Annotated in this window: 15 protein-coding genes; 7 read left to right on the forward strand and 8 right to left on the reverse strand. The window is 57.5% G+C overall.

All coding sequences use genetic code 11. The features are described 5' to 3' along the window. The first annotated feature begins 268 nt into the window (after positions 1 to 268). Complete coding sequence (locus AC1RJY_RS07805) at positions 269 to 670, forward strand: hypothetical protein (RefSeq protein WP_498602052.1); 402 nt, start codon at positions 269 to 271, stop codon at positions 668 to 670. Between the two features lie 600 nt (positions 671 to 1,270). Here AC1RJY_RS07805 and AC1RJY_RS07810 read toward each other — a convergent pair. The 7 genes from AC1RJY_RS07810 to AC1RJY_RS07840 all read right to left on the reverse strand — a co-directional run bounded on the left by AC1RJY_RS07810 (position 1,271) and on the right by AC1RJY_RS07840 (position 8,003). After that, on the reverse strand, positions 1,271 to 1,681 hold the full coding sequence (locus AC1RJY_RS07810; protein ID WP_014922775.1) for a hypothetical protein: 411 nt from the start codon (positions 1,679 to 1,681) through the stop codon (positions 1,271 to 1,273). Positions 1,682 to 1,778: 97 nt separating this feature from the next. After that, complete coding sequence (locus tag AC1RJY_RS07815; RefSeq protein WP_011776116.1) at positions 1,779 to 2,528, reverse strand: ThuA domain-containing protein; 750 nt, start codon at positions 2,526 to 2,528, stop codon at positions 1,779 to 1,781. Position 2,529: 1 nt separating this feature from the next. Then, positions 2,530 to 3,633: a Gfo/Idh/MocA family protein gene (locus AC1RJY_RS07820; RefSeq protein WP_210065906.1), complete on the reverse strand. Its 1,104-nt coding sequence runs from the start codon at positions 3,631 to 3,633 to the stop codon at positions 2,530 to 2,532. Positions 3,634 to 3,670: 37 nt separating this feature from the next. Further along, positions 3,671 to 4,570 (reverse strand): carbohydrate ABC transporter permease, encoded by a 900-nt coding sequence (locus AC1RJY_RS07825; RefSeq protein ID WP_209759330.1) that lies wholly within the window; start codon positions 4,568 to 4,570, stop codon positions 3,671 to 3,673. Then, positions 4,567 to 5,496, reverse strand: coding sequence for a carbohydrate ABC transporter permease (locus AC1RJY_RS07830; protein WP_498602053.1), 930 nt, complete (start codon positions 5,494 to 5,496; stop codon positions 4,567 to 4,569). Before AC1RJY_RS07830 ends, AC1RJY_RS07825 begins: the two co-directional genes overlap by 4 nt. A gap of 2 nt (positions 5,497 to 5,498) precedes the next feature. After that, a complete protein-coding gene (locus AC1RJY_RS07835; protein ID WP_498602054.1) occupies positions 5,499 to 6,809 on the reverse strand; it encodes an ABC transporter substrate-binding protein in 1,311 nt (436 codons plus the stop codon). A gap of 198 nt (positions 6,810 to 7,007) precedes the next feature. Next, the gene (locus AC1RJY_RS07840) at positions 7,008 to 8,003 is read right to left on the reverse strand and encodes a LacI family DNA-binding transcriptional regulator (RefSeq protein WP_498602055.1); all 996 of its coding nucleotides are present in this window, start codon (positions 8,001 to 8,003) and stop codon (positions 7,008 to 7,010) included. Positions 8,004 to 9,256: 1,253 nt separating this feature from the next. Between AC1RJY_RS07840 and AC1RJY_RS07845 the strand changes: the two genes are divergently transcribed. The 3 genes from AC1RJY_RS07845 to AC1RJY_RS07855 all read left to right on the forward strand — a co-directional run bounded on the left by AC1RJY_RS07845 (position 9,257) and on the right by AC1RJY_RS07855 (position 13,445). Continuing rightward, positions 9,257 to 10,492: a HEPN/Toprim-associated domain-containing protein gene (locus AC1RJY_RS07845; RefSeq protein WP_498602056.1), complete on the forward strand. Its 1,236-nt coding sequence runs from the start codon at positions 9,257 to 9,259 to the stop codon at positions 10,490 to 10,492. 807 nt (positions 10,493 to 11,299) lie between these two features. Then, the gene (locus AC1RJY_RS07850) at positions 11,300 to 12,379 is read left to right on the forward strand and encodes a hypothetical protein (protein WP_498602057.1); all 1,080 of its coding nucleotides are present in this window, start codon (positions 11,300 to 11,302) and stop codon (positions 12,377 to 12,379) included. Then, positions 12,372 to 13,445: a hypothetical protein gene (locus AC1RJY_RS07855; protein ID WP_498602058.1), complete on the forward strand. Its 1,074-nt coding sequence runs from the start codon at positions 12,372 to 12,374 to the stop codon at positions 13,443 to 13,445. The genes AC1RJY_RS07850 and AC1RJY_RS07855 overlap by 8 nt, the downstream gene beginning before the upstream one ends. On the opposite strand, the gene AC1RJY_RS07860 is transcribed toward AC1RJY_RS07855, so the two are convergent. Further along, positions 13,423 to 14,319, reverse strand: a complete 897-nt coding sequence (locus AC1RJY_RS07860; RefSeq protein ID WP_498602059.1) for a DNA adenine methylase — start codon at positions 14,317 to 14,319, stop codon at positions 13,423 to 13,425. The two genes, AC1RJY_RS07855 and AC1RJY_RS07860, sit on opposite strands and share 23 nt — an antisense overlap. A gap of 278 nt (positions 14,320 to 14,597) precedes the next feature. Between AC1RJY_RS07860 and AC1RJY_RS07865 the strand changes: the two genes are divergently transcribed. Genes AC1RJY_RS07865 through AC1RJY_RS07875 form a run of 3 tightly spaced genes read left to right on the forward strand, consistent with a single transcriptional unit; the run spans position 14,598 to position 16,534 of the window. Further along, positions 14,598 to 15,704: a DUF4365 domain-containing protein gene (locus AC1RJY_RS07865; RefSeq protein WP_498602060.1), complete on the forward strand. Its 1,107-nt coding sequence runs from the start codon at positions 14,598 to 14,600 to the stop codon at positions 15,702 to 15,704. Beyond that, the gene (locus AC1RJY_RS07870; RefSeq protein WP_498602182.1) at positions 15,622 to 15,819 is read left to right on the forward strand and encodes a hypothetical protein; all 198 of its coding nucleotides are present in this window, start codon (positions 15,622 to 15,624) and stop codon (positions 15,817 to 15,819) included. The genes AC1RJY_RS07865 and AC1RJY_RS07870 overlap by 83 nt, the downstream gene beginning before the upstream one ends. Positions 15,820 to 15,877: 58 nt before the next feature. Next, positions 15,878 to 16,534 (forward strand): HEPN/Toprim-associated domain-containing protein, encoded by a 657-nt coding sequence (locus tag AC1RJY_RS07875; RefSeq protein WP_498602061.1) that lies wholly within the window; start codon positions 15,878 to 15,880, stop codon positions 16,532 to 16,534. The last annotated feature ends 7 nt before the right edge of the window (positions 16,535 to 16,541 follow it).

Consider the following 16,541-nt stretch of genomic DNA (forward strand, 5'->3'; position numbering starts at 1 on the left):
CCCAATTGTTGTGCACTTCCCTTGCAGTCATCCCGGCGGTTGATCCGGGGCTGCGTTCTGAGAAGGACACTATGGGTGGGCGGAAGGCCCACAGGGTGAAAAGGTGGAATTAGGTGGTGATCGGAGCGAAATTAGGGGTCATTTGGGTGCCCCTAGGTGGTGAATAGGGGTTGACTAGGTGGTGCTGCGTCAGCGTCTGATTGCATGACTTAGGGCTCCGCCTTGGAACGGCTATGCTGGGGCCCTCGACGATTGGGGGCGCCTGAACATGAACAAGATCCACCGCAAAAGCGCCAACAGCTATTGGCTGACGTTGGCTGGCTGTTACGGGCTAACCATTGGCGTAGCCACCATGACAGCAATGCCGTGGCTTTTGATTGTGGGCGGCGTTTTCATCGTCTTCCCCTTGATCGTGGGGTTCTTTTACGGCCAGATCGGTCGGAAGGTCCAGTACCACCTCGCCCCGGAAAGACCGGCGATCGTCATTACTGCTACGGCATCCGCGATGGTGGCGCTGTTCCTGCGCGGCTCACCAATCGTCGCCTGGGCTGGTCCACTTCTGGGCTTGGTCACCTTCATCGGCACATATCTTTGCCTACGCCGTTACGGTCACTTCTATCGGAGTGCCCCCGAGTCTTCGCTCGATCGGGAAAAGGAGCACGCAGGCTGATCTCCAGCGGTCAGGCTCACTTCATCGGTCGCCGAGTCCGATCGACGTCCGCACCTTTTCGGCGTCTCGATCGTTGCCGATCGAATCATTGAAAGTTCATCTCTGAGTTGGAGCCCTCCACCACCTAGATGACCACATTTTGGGCACCTAGAGGCCCATCTCCAGCACTCAATTTCGGGCTTTTCGCCACCTAGGGCTGGATTCACATCGCATCCTTAATCGGGTTACCACTACGTGAAACAGATCGGGTTCGATGGTGAAGTTCTTGTCACTAACAGCGGCGGCATTCTTTGTAGTTACTGCTGTAATCGCGTTCTTCGTTAGTAATCTCTTGCAGGGAGTCCTCTTGACCGCCGCCGCAGCAGCCTCAGTTGGCACGTGGCTCGTGAGTAAACGCGTCCCAAAGTGAGAACTGGCCAATCACTTTCTGTGGCGGGACGGTCCGCACGGCAAAACGGCACCTACGGTGGCTGGGTACGGTTTGGGCTAATCCGAAGAACTTTTGTTGATCTGCGTAGTGTTGCCGAAGAACTTCGAGCTCCGCGCTAGTCCCCCAAGGCCGCTCGCTTCTGTGGAGCGTAACAAGGGTCCAACTTCCGTCTAACCTGCCAGCCGCCCCTCCGGACGTTGACGCTGGGACATCAAGGCAAGCCCGTACAGCAACCCGCGGGCCACACCGAACAACCACGGGAACGGTAGGTCGAAGCCTAGCCAGAACACCGCTTCGACAGGTAGGAGAGCCAGCCCGAGAACAAGCCCGGACCGGCGTCCCTTCCATGCGAGCCAGGCCGCCCACGACGCCACCAAGACCACCACCAGGAATGCCATCAGCAGCGTCACGAAGACCCAGCCCTCCAGGCCGTCCCACGGCCCCGCGTACATCGGAAACAGGTCCATGAACATCGGCAGATACCCGTTTTGGAGGAGGTAGATGCTGACTGGAATCGCAGGAATCCCGAACGCCGCCGCATAAATCCAGGTCAGCACGGCCGCCACACGCGCTTTCTGCATAGCCTTCCCTCGATTCGGCCCGCCCCGCTCCACCGCTCAGTACAAGCAGATAGATCCAGTGTGGAACAGAGGATTCAGCGGTGGAAGCCCTTTGCGCCTACGCTTCCTCGAACCAGCCCCGGGCCGGGTTGGAGACCTCGGGTGCCTCCCGGAAAACACCAGGCTGGGCAACCCAACCAACACCGTTGGCGATGACCTTCTGGATCTGAGGCTGGTGGTACACCGGGTATTCCTGGTCGCCGGGGCTGAAGTAGAAGATCCGACCCTTGCCGCGCGAGAAGGTCACGCCGGAGCGGAACACCTCGCCGCCTTCAAAGGAGCTGATGAAGATCAGGTCATCGGGTTCCGGAATGTCGAACAGTTCGCCGTACATTTCCTGCTTCGGGATGACGATGGGGCTCTCAATGCCGGCTGCGATCGGGTGCGAGGGCTTGACCGTCCATACGAGTTCGCGTTCGCCTTCGTTGCGCCACTTCAATGAGCAGGTGGTCCCCAACAAACGGGTGAAGATCTTGGCGAAGTGCCCTGAGTGGAGAACCACCAAGCCCATACCGCCGAGGACGTGGCGCTGCACGCGTTCCACCACCTCATCAGCGACTTCCCCATGTGCGATGTGCCCCCACCACAGCAACACGTCGGTCTGCTCCAGCACCTCTTCGGAGAGTCCGTGTTCGGGATCGGCGAGTGTCGCCGTCGTGATTTCAGAGTCGGGGTAGAAGCCACGCAGCCCGGCGGCGATGGCGCCGTGGATTCCTTCCGGGTACATCTCGCCAATGGTTGCAGGCTCGTTGCGGGCCTCGTGCACGGCCTCGTTCCAGACGACAATCTTCAATTTCGCATCAGACATTTCAGAGCACCACTTCACGTTGTTCGAGGGCGGATTTGTAGCAAGCATCGAGCACGAGGGCACGGCTCAGGGCGAGTGAGCCGTCATGGCTTCCCCATACAGTTTCGCCACCGCGCACGGCGGCAATGAAATCGTCGACGACGGCCTGGTGGGCTCGCCCGGGTTCGGCCACCACTTCGAAGTCCGCGTTCTCGCCGTCCTTCTCCGTGAAGACGTGAACATCCGCAACCGGGTTCTCGGAGGCGCCGACCGAGCGCAAGTCCGCTCCGCCGTCGGTCCCGTAAACCGTGAAGTCCATCAGGTCCCGCTCGTCGCGGTACGTGGCCCATCCCGCTTCCAGGATCAAGGTACCGCCGCCTTCCAGCCGGATGAACGCGGAGGCGAAGTCTTCCACTTCAAACTTATGACTGGAGTTGGAGGCGGTGTAGCGGGCGTTTCCTCCGAGGCCGCGCGGGCCAAGTTCGGAATGGGTCGACGCCGAGACGGCCAGCACCTTGGGTTCGCCCAGGAGGTGCAGCGAGTAGTCCAGCACGTGCACGCCGATGTCAGCAAGCGGACCGCCACCGGCGAGTTCCGGGTTGGTGAACCAGCTGCCCAGCATCGGAATGCCCTGCCTGCGCAGCCAGGATGCCTTGGCATAGTACGGGCGACCCAGCGTGCCGGCGTCGATCACTTCCTTGAGCGCCTGGATGTCGCCGCGGCGGCGGTGGTTGAACGCGACGTCAAGGACGCGGCCGGCCTTGCGGGCGGCGTCCACCATCTGTTGACCCTCGACGGCGTTGCGCGCCAACGGTTTTTCGCTCAGCACGTGCAGTCCCCGCTCGAGCGACGCAATAGCGATGGGTGCGTGCAGGAACGTGGGCACGGCGACGCTTACGGCGTCGAGACCTTCCAGCTCGATCATGTCTTCCCAGCGGGCGAAGGCGTGGGGAATGCTGTATTCCTCCTTCAGCTGGGCGAGAAGGTCAGCTTCCATGCCGGCGACGGCGACAATCTCGACGCCGGGAATGTTGCTGTACGCCTTGAGGTGCTGCTGGCCGGCCCAACCGATGCCCACAACTCCCACCTTGAGGGTTGCGGACGGGGCCTGCTGCTGAATGCTCACGTTGTTCCTGTTCTTTCTGGGGTTTCTAGGTTTGGGGTTAGCCTTTGACGGCGCCGGCCGTCATGCCGGAAACGATGCGCTTCTGGCACACGAGCACCAGGATGACGAGCGGGACCGTGATGATCACCGACGCGGCGCTGATGGTGCCAAGGGGTTGGTCGAACTCGCTGGTGCCGCTGAAGAAGGCAATCGCGACCGGCACGGGACGGGCTTCGGGCGAGGTGGTCAATGTGACGGCCAGCAGGAATTCGTTCCAGACCGAGATGAACACCAGGATCGCGGTCGTCGCCAAGCCCGGGACCGCCAACGGCAGGATGACCTTGCGGAAAGCCACAAACGGGGTGGCGCCGTCCATGTACGCGGATTCCTCCAGCTCACGCGGGATCTCCTTGAAGAACGACGTCAGCGTGTAAATCGCCAGCGGCAACGCGAACGTCAGCTTCGGAATGATGAGGCCGAGCAATGTGTCGTACAAGCCGATCTCGCGCCAGATGGAGAACATCGGCGCCGCGATGGCGATGGCCGGGAACGTGGTCACCGAGAGGATCAACGTCAGGATCATCGCCTTGCGGCGCATCTTCAGCCTCGCCAGCGCGTACGCGGCGAAGGACGCGAACACCAGCGCCACGGTTGTAGTCACGACGGCGATAATCACCGAGTTGCGCAAGGCCAGGAGGAACTCGGGGTTCTGGAAGACCACCAGATAGTTCTCAAGGGTCGGCTGGCTCGGGAAGAGCTCACCTTGGGACAAGCTCGCTCCCTTCTTAAGGGAGGTGTTCACCAGCCAGTAGAACGGGATGAGCGAGAAGGCCATGACGGCCACAACGAACACCCACACCAAGGGGTGCAGCTTCGATTCCCCACGCAAGCGACGCTTCGGCGCCTTGGGGCGCGTGGCGAGTTCCGGCGTCGGGCGTTCTGCAGTCAGGGTGCTCATTGTTCCTCCTTCGCGACGTCGCGAATGTTGCCGCCGGCGAAGCGGACGTAGATGACCGAGACCACCATGACGGTGAGGAAGGTCAGGATGGACAGCGCCGAACCTTCGCCCACCAGCCGGTTTTCGCGCAGTTGCGTGTAGGCGAGCATGGACATCGATTCGGTGCCGTTGGCGCCGCGGGTGAGCACGAACGGGAGGTCGAAGACGCGGAGGGCGTCCATGGTGCGGAAGATCGCGGCGAGAACAATCGCCGGGCGCAGGAGCGGCAGGGTGATATTCACGAAGGTCTGCCATTTGCTGGCGCCGTCGAGTTCCGCGGCCTCGTACGTTTCGGCGGAGATGACCTGCAGGCCCGCCAGGATGATGAGTGCCGCGAAGGGCGTGGTCTTCCAGACGTCGGCCATGACGATCACGGCCATCGCATAGCCGTGCTCACCGAGCCACACGACGTCGCCGCCCGGCAGTCCCAACGTGGAGAGGACGTTGGTGACCAGGCCCATGTTGGGCTGAAACATCGTTTGCCAGGTGATGGCGCTGACCACGGTGATGATGGCGTACGGCAGCAGAACCACGGTGCGCAGGACGGCGCGGCCCTTGAACGCGAGGTTGAGCAGAAGCGCCATGGCCGTGCCGAGGATGAGTTCCAGACTGACGGAGAGACCCGCGAAGAGGAAGGTCTGGCCGAAGGCAGCCCACCACTCTTGGCTTGCAAGGGCGTTGATGTAGTTTTCCAGTCCGACAAAGCGGGACAGGCCTGCGGTGCGGACGCTGTACTGGTTCAGCGAGAGCCAGATCGCGTAGCCGATGGGGACCGCCGCAACCAGGGCCATGATGACCAGCGACGGTGCGGTCATGCGGAACGCGAGCTTGCGCTCGGCGCGGTCGCGGCCGCTTGTGCGGCTTGGCGGGATTGTTTTGAGGGCCATAGTTAGAAGCTCGCCTTGGCGGTGGTGATTTCCTCGGCCATCTTCTGCACGGCTTCCTCGGTGGAGGCGGTGCCGGAGAGGACGGCGTAGACGTTCTTGTAAATCGCCTGGCTGATCTGCGGGTAGACCGGGGAGATCGGGCGCGGCTTGGCGCCCTTCACCGAGGCGAGGAGTTCCGTGGCGAACGGCATCTTCTGCAGTACCGCTGCGTCAGAGTAGGCGGCTTCGTTCACGGGTGCCTGCGAGTAGTCCATGGCCACGTGCTTCTGCCAGTCCGGGCTGGTGGCGAAGTCGATGAACGCGACAGCCCCGGCCTGGTTGGTGGAGTGGGCCGAGATCGCGAGGTTCCAGCCGCCCAGCACGCCGGAGGCCTTGCCGCCTTCCCATGCGGGCAGCGGCGCGACCGCGAAGCTTGACGCCAGCGGTGTCGCGTTCAACAGCCGGTACACGTGCGGCCAGTTGCGCTGGTATCCGAAGTCTCCGGACTCGTAGGCGAGGCGTGCAGGGTCTTCGTTGTAGGTGAGGACGGCGCGGTCAGCTGAGCCGTTCTTGAGCCCGTCGCTCATGAAGTTGAGTACGTCGCGGGTTTCCTTGGAGTCGATTTTGACGTCGCCCTGGTCGTTGAGGACTTCGCCGCCTGCGCTGTAGAGCATTTCGAGGAAGTTCACCGTGAGGCCTTCGTACTGCTTGCCCTGGTAGACGTAGCCGTTGCCGGGAGCCTTGGCGGCTTCCGCGTAGAGCTGCTGCCAGGACTCGGGCTTGGCTACCTTATCCTTCTGGTAGTAGATCAATCCGGCGTTGGTGAAGAACGGCGAGCCCCAGTACTTGTCCTGGTACTTGGTGGTTTCCACGGTGGAGGGAATGAGCCGGTCCTTGTTGGCTTCCACCAGCTTGGTCTGGTCCAGCAGCCAACCTTGGGACGCGAACTCGGACGTCCAGATGACGTCCGTGATGAAGAGGTCGCACTCGGTGGACTTACCCTCGAGCCGCTGCACGATCTGCGTGCGGGCTTCATCCGTGGTGGCGCCGATTTCCGTGTACTTGGCCGTGACCTTGCCATTCGCTTTGGTGAACGCCTCCGCCGTGCCCTTGTAGATGCCGCTCGCGTCCTTGACGCCGCATATGTTCACGGCACCGCTGGCATTAGCGCCCGACGCCGGATCGGCAGCTGCCGCTTGTTCAGCACCTTGGGGTGCGGCTCCCCCGCCGCACGCGCTGAGGAGGAGGGCTGCGGCGATTGCGGTCGCTGCCAGTGCTTTTCTGTTTCGTGCGGCTTTGTTCTGGAGCGGGAGAGCAGGTCGGTTCAAGTCCACAAGTGGCTCCTTTGGGGTCTGTGGGCGGTGGCATTCAGTACGCGTTTGGCTGTCCCGCATGCTGAGGGTGGCTTCTTTGCCGGTGGTGCTTGTGGTTCGTGGAATCGATTCCAAATTCTTCCAAAAGAATAGGCCTTGCGGCCGTGGAATCGATTCCAAAGTAGTGTGACAGGGACCACTGAGGGCTGTCAACCCTATCTATTTGGTGGAGTCCCTGATGACGAGTTCGTGCGGGAGGAAGGTTCTTCCCTTGCGATGGGAACCCTCGACGGTCATCCGCTCCAGGAGTTCAGCGAAGGCTACGCGGCCCATTTCGTAGGCGGGTTGACGGACCGTGGTCAGCTCCGGGACGCACATCTCTGCCTGGGCTGAGTCGTCGAAGCCTGCTACGGCGATGTCCTCCGGGACCTTTAGGCCAGCGTCCGTGAGCTCGCGGACGCATCCCGCTGCGACTACGTCAGTTCCGCAGAAGACGGCATCGGGGAGGTCTTTCTGTTCCAAGAGTTTCTTTGTGAGTGCTCTGCCCGAGTGGAAACCGAAGTTGCCTTCGCCGAACAGGATCTGGTCCGGTTCCAGGCCCGCTTCCGCGAGTGCCTGGCGGAAGCCGTCTTCACGGAGCCGGCCCGAGCGGGCGCCCCTATGTGCGAGCATGGCCAGCTTCTTGGCGCCCGTGTCGATCAGGTGTTTCGTGATGTCGTAGGCTGCCTGACGGTCATCGATGGACACTCCGAACGCAGCTTCGGCGTCGACGATTTCACACACCTGGATGACGCTCAGTTGCTCGGCGACTGCATTGACGTCCTCGTCCGGCATGGTTGGCGAGAAGATTACCAATCCGTCCACGGAGCCGTTCCGCAGCATGTCCACGAGTTGCTGTTCGCGATCCAGATCCCCGTCAGTGGCTGCAATGAGGCTGACGTAGCCCGAGTCCGCCGCAGCATCTCCGACACCGCGGAAGACTTCACTGATAACGAGTGAGTCCAGGTTCTTGGCGAGCGCCAGAACGCGCATGGTCCGGTCTCTTCGGAGATCCCGTGCTGAAGCGAGAGGACGGTAGCTGAGCTCCTTTATGGCGGCATTGACCTTCTCCTTGGCCGCCTCGCTGACAGCCGAACTCCCGTTCAAAACGCGCGATACAGTCCCCACGGACACTCCCGCCGTTTTGGCGACGTCCTGAACTGTCGGCCGAGCCATTTGAATTGTCCTTCCGCGAGCAGTGCCGGTGGTCCTTGCCGCCACGCTACTGCCGTGCCCACCGGCGCTCCTCAGCATAGTCGCAGAGGGAAGGAGAGCTTTCCTGGCGCGTCACTTCTCTAAGCGTGTTCGAATTGGATCGTGAGCGCGGACATGAAGCTAAGCGACTTTGAACCGGGAGTTCCGTCTCTGAGACAGACGTACAGGATCATCACTGACCAGTTGAGCACGAAGGATTCGACAGCGAACCTTCGTATCTGCATTGTGCTGGGAATATGGGAGGAAGCGCTCAGCCCAGACTACGGATATCTCCGAACTTATGTAGGTTCGGTCCTGCAGGGACCGGAGTCGCTCGCCAAGCACACTGAGGTCCGAGAACAACTTAACCAACCTACTAGCCAGGTCGATTCTCAAAACATCGTGATTTTAGTGCGAGTACCCACTGAACACTCTCGAGACTTAGGTTGGCACAGTAGAGAGCTTCACGCGAGAACGGGCATTGATTTTAGTGGCGACGATAGCCCGGCGGGGGTCCAAATAGTACGAAGTGATCACCGCCCGACCAAGCTACTCTTAGCGCGCATGGAGCAGGCAACTCTCACGCATGCACTTCGTTCCTTCGTGAGGAATGCAAAGGATGCAAAAAGGTGGCTGGAATAGCATCCGCCTCTTAAACACGCCAATAGGTTTGTCAGCCTATCGGAGGACCATCTACGCCTAGCTACCACGTTCCGTTTGCTAACCACATTTACCGTCATCAGCGGAATTGTCGGCACTTACTGGATGACATTCAGCAACTTAGTCGCGAAAATCTCTATCGGAGATACCATTCTTAGAGTCTGCCCCATAGTTGCAGTACTCTGATGGGCAACCTAGTTCGGCAGGCAGTCAGCCCACCACCGCGGCTTGGGCACCTGGGCCGGACAATAAAGAAACAGCTACTGACATCGATGGCCGCATCGAACCCATAAGTGATAATGAGCTTTCGCGGTCAGATGAGAGCTCCGTTCGCAGCCCGACCCTTGAGACCCTTGCCACAATCAAAGGAAGATTCTGATGCAACACTCGGCTCTTCCTTCAGGATGACCTTATGGGAGCTATAGGAAAATCGTGTGTAAGCTCAACCAATTAAAGCCCAATTCCCAACTACAATTGAGATCTCTCAGGCACGAAACAGTGCTGCTGTACGTTTGATTTTTAGACAACGAACCTGACAACAACTACCCCAACTAACAACTTCTGATGGGATTTTGATGGGAAGCTACGCATCATTGACCGCTAACAAGGTAGAATTGCAATGGTATAAGAATGTGGTGCCACAGGAGATTCTTGCGTTGTTTAGAGATGCCGACCTCACTACGACACTTGAGCACAACCCCGAAAGGCTTAATGTTTCCGAGCAGCACATAGTCTTCAAAAGCACCATTGGTGACGTGAAGGACCGACTTGCCGTATTCGGTTTCACAGATCGGGTTGTACGCATGAAGCTAGAGGAGGCCCTGGAAGACCGGGCGAGCCTAAATGCATCGTTCCGCGAGGAATATCCCGACCTCGTGGATAGTTCCAATGCAACCGCTCTACTTCAATCCTTGGATGGGTGGCTCTCTGCGCTACACAATCAACCTAACTGCGTGGAACGTCAGATGCAGTGGAGGGAGGATGCATACGTAGATGAGATCTTCTACGAGCTCGGCCATCGAGCAGCCTTGGGCGCGTCTCTGCTCGGACTTCCCAGCGAAGCATGCTTAGTGCTTGACCTGACCTCACTCTACCTAGGGGGGTGGCTGCCGGAGGACCTGACGTCCATGGCATCCCAAGCCCTCAAGGAGGTGCAATTAAGAACGACGACGGACGCTCCACTGGTGGTTTTGACAGAGGGTAGAACCGATGCGCAACTACTCTCTCTAGGATTAGAAGTTTTATTCCCGCATCTCGTGGATGTAGTGCGGTTTGCTGATTTCAGCCAGAAGCCCGAAGGCGGCGCAGGGGCACTGGTCAAAACAATCCGAGCGTTCGCGGCGGCCGGCGTTGCCAACAGAGTCATTGCTCTCTTCGATAATGATTCGTCAGCGTGGGAGGCACGTAAGCCTCTTGCCCTTTCATCCATGCCGCCGAACATCATTATTTCAAATTACCCAGATATCAAGCTTGCCGAGGACTATCCGACGATCGACTTATCGGATGGTCCGCAATCAACTTCGATTTCACGGTCCGAAAATGTGAATGGACGAGCGGGGAGCATAGAGCTCTACCTGGGTCGCAGCGCACTAACCACCATCGACGGCGAACTTCGACCTATACAATGGAAGTCACACCTCGATGGCATCGGCCGACTGCAAGGCGAAGTCATTGAAAAGAGACTTGTTCAGCAGTCATATCGCCAACGGGCACAGAAGATACTATCCGGAGATCTACCGGCCGATGCCGACGACTGGAAAGAGATGAACGAGATACTTATATTTGTAATTCGTGCTTTCACAGATGCATAGCTTTCAAAAAGCACTATATCAACCAATAGTGGTCAATGCAGAGTCCCAAAGATGTGACTCCACAGATAAGTATTCCTTCATTCCGTCATTTGCATTCTTACTAGATTGCTGTATGACCCGCAGAGAGTTGGCGTCTGCGGAAAGCGCGCTTGGAGGAATGTCCGTCTAGTCGAGCTCGTCTAGCGAGGACGAACTTGATGACCGTGCAACAGCATCCTGACCAATCTGGCCGCGGCGCCGCCTGGCCCGCTTTGGTTATAGCGGAAGAGCCCACAGTCATCAGTAACAAGACTCATGTTGCAGTGAAAGTCATTAGGGGGAGACCGCGTGCCGCCACCCTTGTGTACGGCCCTGACTGGGTGAAGCGACGTTGTAGTCAGATAAGTTGCGCTCGATCTGTGTCACACCCGCTACGAACGCGAAGACAGATTGCAGGTTCGCCCGATGATGTCCGCTGCTACGTGGGATAGCGTGGGCCAAACGCTATACGTGCCATCGAATGCTATAGCTCGGGTGGTAATTCTGACTCCCTGTCGTCCGTTAGTGCTGCGTCACTGCCGAAGACGTCCCGCATGCAGCCCGGATGCTTGGGCCGCGCGCGTCTCGTCACGCCCAGGAACCACGGTCACAGTGCGGCTAGGTAGAGTAAGACCTTGATAGTTGTAACCACTGTTTTGTTCGGGAACGCAGGGGCGGTGTCGTGTCTAGAGGTTCGAACCAGTACGGGCAAGGTCCGCCCGAAGAAAGACACATGACAGACCCCTACGCGAACTCGCAGTTTGATCCAAACCAATCTAGGAGGTCCGCGTGATCCGTGGAACAGAATTCCGGAACGTCAGTGACTTAAGACTTGACCCTGAGAATCCTAGAATGCCGGACATCACGTACGGTTCCCAAGATGCGGCTCTCCAAGCTCTGGCTCGTGTAGCCGATCTCAGTGAACTTGTGAATTCCATCGGCAATTCCGGATGGCTGGACTTCGAGCCCCTCGTTGCTCTGGACAACGGTACGGTCATTGAGGGGAATCGTCGCCTAGCTGCCCTCCTAGTGCTCCGAGACCCCCGCCTTCAAGATGCGCTCGGAATCACGGTGCCTCTTGATCTTCATGAGGGTGCAACCCCAGAGAAGGTCGCTGTAAATGTAGTCGATGATCCGAACGATGCCCGAGAATTCATTGGCTTTAAGCACGTAAATGGGGCATTCAAGTGGGACACCTATGCGAAGGCACGCTTTGCGTACAGATGGTACGAGGATACTCAAGATATAGAGAAGATCGGCAAGAAGCTGGGCGACAGCCATAACACTGTGAAGCGTCTGGTAAATGCCTACGCCGTCCTCCGGCGGTCAGAGTCGGCAGGTTTTGACCGTACCGACATAGAGAAGAAGAACCTCTACTTTTCACATCTGTTTACCGCTCTGCCTGCGCCTAGTGTCCGGGAATATCTGGGTATCCACGAACCAGCAAGCCAAATGCTGAAGATTGACTCCGTGCCACCCGAAAGGTCAGCTGAGCTATTGCAGTTCATGACTTGGCTGTATGGGCAGGGCGATATGAAGGCGGTGGTTCGCACACAGAACCCAGACCTGGGCAAGTTGGTCCAAGTCCTGTCCAATCGCCGAGCCGTAGGCGCCTTGGAGGAGACCGGGAAGCTCTCCGAGGCTTGGGAAATGGTCGAGGATAAGACGGAAGCCTTTAACAAGTCCGTTTTAAGATTGCGTACGAGCGTGCAGGATGTTCTTAAACAGTTAGGCAGCTACGACGGTGATGCTGACACCAAGACCACTGTCGATGAAATTGTGGAAAGCATGAGCGTTGTCCACCTAACCATCTCGAGGAAGGCCGCGGCGAGGACAGCCGAGCGAGCGCTTGGAGAACCCCTTGCTTGAGACATGTAACCCTGGAGAGAACAGGGCTGCCTTTGCTGACTGGGTCGAGCTTAAGGCTCTGAGCAGTCCCCATGGCGAGTGCAAATCAAGCGAACTAATCCGTTCGCTTTCGTTGCTTTCAGAGAGCTCCGGGCACGGAGACGTTGAGCTTGAGTTCGATGTGTTGTTTGTCCCAGACAACGAGGACATGGACCTTGAAATCATAGATGGAGATGCCGAGGAAACCTCTGATATCGCCCACTCGGAGATTCGACACAGGGCCTCTACTTTAGGCGATCTCTATCCCTTCATCTTGGACGAGGACCGCTACGGCTGGACGCTTCGGCGTCGAAGTGACACGGAGATCCCCAGCCGTGCAGCTTTGGCTGCTCACCTCTGCTATTCGGTTTGCCTGCTTGCGTCTGGAATGAGGAGCTCGCCTCTGAAGTCCGTGGCTGGAGGATCGATAAAAATCGAAATGGAGAAGATCTTCCAGCGAATAGCATGGTTGAATGCTCGTTCAATTCTCGGAGGAGACTCGTTCTGGATAGGCTTTCCCCGACCCGAAAAGACGGGTCTCCTGACAGCCATGCAAGACTTGGCGAGCAACATGGGACTCGGCAAAGTGCATAAAAAGTGGCCGCAAGGAGTGACTTGGTCCGCTAAAGATGGGGGTCTCGACGTAATCGCTTGGCGTCGGTTCCGGGACAACCGCGCGGGTGGTATCGTCCTGCTTATTCAGGTCGCGAGCGGCGAGAACTGGACGGGGAAGTCAGCCAAGGCAACGACAAGCATATTCAAGGCCTTCTGGCGCACGCAACCATCCTCGAATCTGATCCCGGCCATGTTTATACCCTTTGTTCAGCACGTCATTGTTTCGGAACATGAACCCAGTGATCACGAGACCTTTGCTTGGGCTCATGCTTACCGCCAGGAGGAGGACTTTGGGCTAATCGTGGACAGGTTGAGGCTGACCGAACTGACTGCCGATACATTTGAATCAGAACCGCGTCACGCCCAATTGCTGAAGGACGCCTTGCCTGCGCTTAAATGGTTTAGGGACGCTAGATTTCTCGCTCGGACATGAGCGTACCGGCCGAGACCGTTGACAAAACCGCTGCCCGTAAAGGGTCGCTGCAGACCAAAAGTTCGTCTGCTTTGCCGTTACGATGCGCAGAATAGTTCAACGCAAATGTACCCATGAAGCGCGCTGAATACAAGGAAATGATCTCAGGTGCGATGTCATAGCTAAGGAGCCAATTTGCTTGAGATGCCGAATTCAAGAGTTTCGCGAGGGCTTTATGATCTGAAGGGCCAAATGCGTTCAGATACAGAAAACTGCCTTTCTCAAAATATGGAGGGTCAGCATAAATGAAGGAGTCACTTTTATTGATATGCTCGCCAATGACTTCAAGCCCATCCCTATTTGAGACTTCGATAAGATGAGCCTTCGAACCAATCTCCTCAATTCGTGCAGATAGTGCTTCTTTATTGAAGCGGGCGCCGATTTTATACACACCGGCCTGGGCGCGGCCTCCAATCACACCCGCATTCAAAACACCTGAACGATTGGTCCGGTTCAGGAAGAAAGTCGCGAAGCCGAGCGCTAGCCGCCCCGCTGACATGCCAGCCTTATAGATCAGCTTCTGACGGTCCCATTCCGACAGTGTGACAGGGGTATCGTGAACCATCTTCAGAAAGGAATCCGTGTCATTTACAATTGAACTCCATACTGCGGCAATCGCTGGATCAAGATCATTAATCACAATTTTGGATACATGGCCGCCGTCAAGCAAGGCCAGGGCAGCTCCCGCGCCGCCAGCATACGGTTCAATGTACGTCATCGGGCCGACATCTAGGGACGACACTAAGGATCCCAAGAAGTCTGTCATCGCTGATTTGCCCCCCGGATAGCGTAGAGGGCTCGCGCCCTTCACTTGTCGGATGGCGATGTCCAGCACTTTGTTCCTCGCTACTCGGTAGAAGACTCTTACCGAGTATATCGAGGTACTTGCGCGCCCATCTTCGTCCGCGCCGAACATACCGGTCGGAATCTGCCGGCCTATTGCCAACCCCTCAAGCGAACGGCCACCTTCCAGCCGAAGCTGCCCAGTGGGACAGTTCTGCGACACCGTAAGTTTGTGAAGACCGCACCTACCCGCTCCATACGAAAACAGCGAAAAACCAGCAAACGGGAGACGGGGTCGGTCAGGCAACACCAGACTAGATCCCGGAGACGTTGAAGCTTGTTGCTCGCTACCCACCGTCACTGAAGAGAGTTCGCCATTGCACGGGATCCGCTGAAGTCGCCTCCTTTCGATTATGGTCTTCTGGTGACCAACAGCCGACCCACAAGGAAGCTACTGCGTATCGGGCATCGCCCCGAACGTGGCGGTATCAATATCGCCCCGAACGTGGCGGTATCAATGCTGTTAGAACCCTCCTTGAGGGTCACGGCCTCGTGGTTGATGAAGTAGACGGACGAAGCGACTACGGACGAGACTTGAATGTTGACCTGACTCGCGACTCTGAAATTACCGGCGGCATCGTCGGTGTTCAGGTGAAGGGAGGAAAGTCCTTTCACCGGCACGGCCGGCGGGTCATCCCCGCATCAAAGGCGGACTGGTCTTATTGGCGAATGTCCACGGTCCCAATTATCGGGATGGTGCACGACCCGGAAACTGGGATTATTCGATGGATCAATCTAACTGAAGTGTCCCGGAGTCGTGTGCTAACCCGCCGCTCCGGTTTCAGAGTCACAGAGCAGGACGACAGATCGACAGAAATTGTCGTTGATGACGTGCTGGACGACACTAGCTTTGATTCATTCATCTCTAGAACAGAGGCTTACCTTGCCGCCACATCGGGCTCTGCATACTTGCTGTTGGTCGACACCGATGATGAGTCCCGACTCCAAGGCGTGTTCAACTGTTGGACTCTGGGACGCCATGATCAGCGTCCGCTGATCCTCCTGCGTAGAGTGCTCACCTCTCTATCCGGACGTAGTTTGTACTGCGCGATCAACGTTCTGGCGCATGCAACTGCACATCCGGACATCCTTTGGACTAAAGAGAACTGGATTTCCCCTTTCGTTGGAAACATGGTTCGAGCTTCATTCCGATGGACGGCCCACGAACTTATGGAACTGGTGCACGCTGTCGAAACTCTTGACAGCGAGGGCTCTGATTGGCAGCGAGGTGGCGTCGGGCAGAGCCTATGGTCAATATTTCTAGTAGACCCTCAACTTATATACAAAGCTACCGATGGCCATCCGTTCTGCTGTGGAACAAGGGCGGCTGCAAGCCGCCGTTCGGCTTCTTATTTGTTTCCAGTATCTCGCGGATGATCCACTTTCTGAGGTCGAAGACGTATTGCGCACCTTTCCCCTTTTGGCCCAAACCGACATGGCGCAAGTGCTCGTTGAGCACTTGCGAGTGTTTGGCCGTTTCGACGTCTACTGAGATGCATCCCTTATCGTCGCAGTGCGCAAAGTGGGTTTCACCAGGCATAATGAAGAGCATGCCTGCAACTTCTTCGCTCAATATCGGTAATTCTTCAATCTTTGTTGTTCAACTGGGTTATATCTCTGACATCGCATCACTCTTCGTAGAAGAAGATTTTCGGAAGGACTTTGATCCTGAAAATGATGCATATTCATTCTATGGCTATGCTTCGCGGGCCGATAGGATCCGCCAACGGTTGACAGTTCTAGGAGTGACATCCCAAGCCGCCATGTCTCAGCTTGAATACGCCGTCAAGCACGCTGCAAAAGGAGATGGACCCTCTAGTTCCGAGGAAGTAGTTGAGCCTGATGAGTTCCCCGATGAGCCGCTGAATGTCGAAGACGTCCTGGCACGAGCCAAAAACTACTTAAGTTGGGAACTTAGCGCAGTCGACGGATTTTCCTTTCCGAAATCTTACGAGGACCCCCGAGTATTTTCGTCAATAAGTCATAAGCAGCACTTGCGGCTGGTGCTGGACCTGGTGCCCGACGATACCTGCGTGGAACTAGACCTTACTGGTTTGAAGAACGACACATGCTGCTACGCCATGCCGAGTAATCTTGCAACGTCCGTTCACGTGGAGCAGCAGGAGGACATGGCAACATCCTTGCCTCTACTCGTCTTACCGAGGGCAGCACCGACGTCCGCGCCCTCACGGAATCCATCAAGGTGACCCATCC

The sequence above is a fragment of the Arthrobacter sp. GW822-FHT05G07 genome, from assembly GCF_058799755.1.

Bases quoted from the DNA above. Each gene is read 5' to 3' on its own strand.
- AC1RJY_RS07875 (WP_498602061.1), top strand. From the start codon at position 15,878: ATGCCTGCAACTTCTTCGCTCAATATCGGTAATTCTTCAATCTTTGTT.
- AC1RJY_RS07815 (WP_011776116.1), bottom strand. From the start codon at position 2,528: ATGTCTGATGCGAAATTGAAGATTGTCGTCTGGAACGAGGCCGTGCAC.
- AC1RJY_RS07810 (WP_014922775.1), bottom strand. From the start codon at position 1,681: ATGCAGAAAGCGCGTGTGGCGGCCGTGCTGACCTGGATTTATGCGGCG.
- AC1RJY_RS07845 (WP_498602056.1), top strand. From the start codon at position 9,257: ATGGGAAGCTACGCATCATTGACCGCTAACAAGGTAGAATTGCAATGG.
- AC1RJY_RS07805 (WP_498602052.1), top strand. From the start codon at position 269: ATGAACAAGATCCACCGCAAAAGCGCCAACAGCTATTGGCTGACGTTG.
- AC1RJY_RS07870 (WP_498602182.1), top strand. From the start codon at position 15,622: ATGGCCATCCGTTCTGCTGTGGAACAAGGGCGGCTGCAAGCCGCCGTT.
- AC1RJY_RS07825 (WP_209759330.1), bottom strand. From the start codon at position 4,570: ATGAGCACCCTGACTGCAGAACGCCCGACGCCGGAACTCGCCACGCGC.
- AC1RJY_RS07830 (WP_498602053.1), bottom strand. From the start codon at position 5,496: ATGGCCCTCAAAACAATCCCGCCAAGCCGCACAAGCGGCCGCGACCGC.
- AC1RJY_RS07840 (WP_498602055.1), bottom strand. From the start codon at position 8,003: ATGGCTCGGCCGACAGTTCAGGACGTCGCCAAAACGGCGGGAGTGTCC.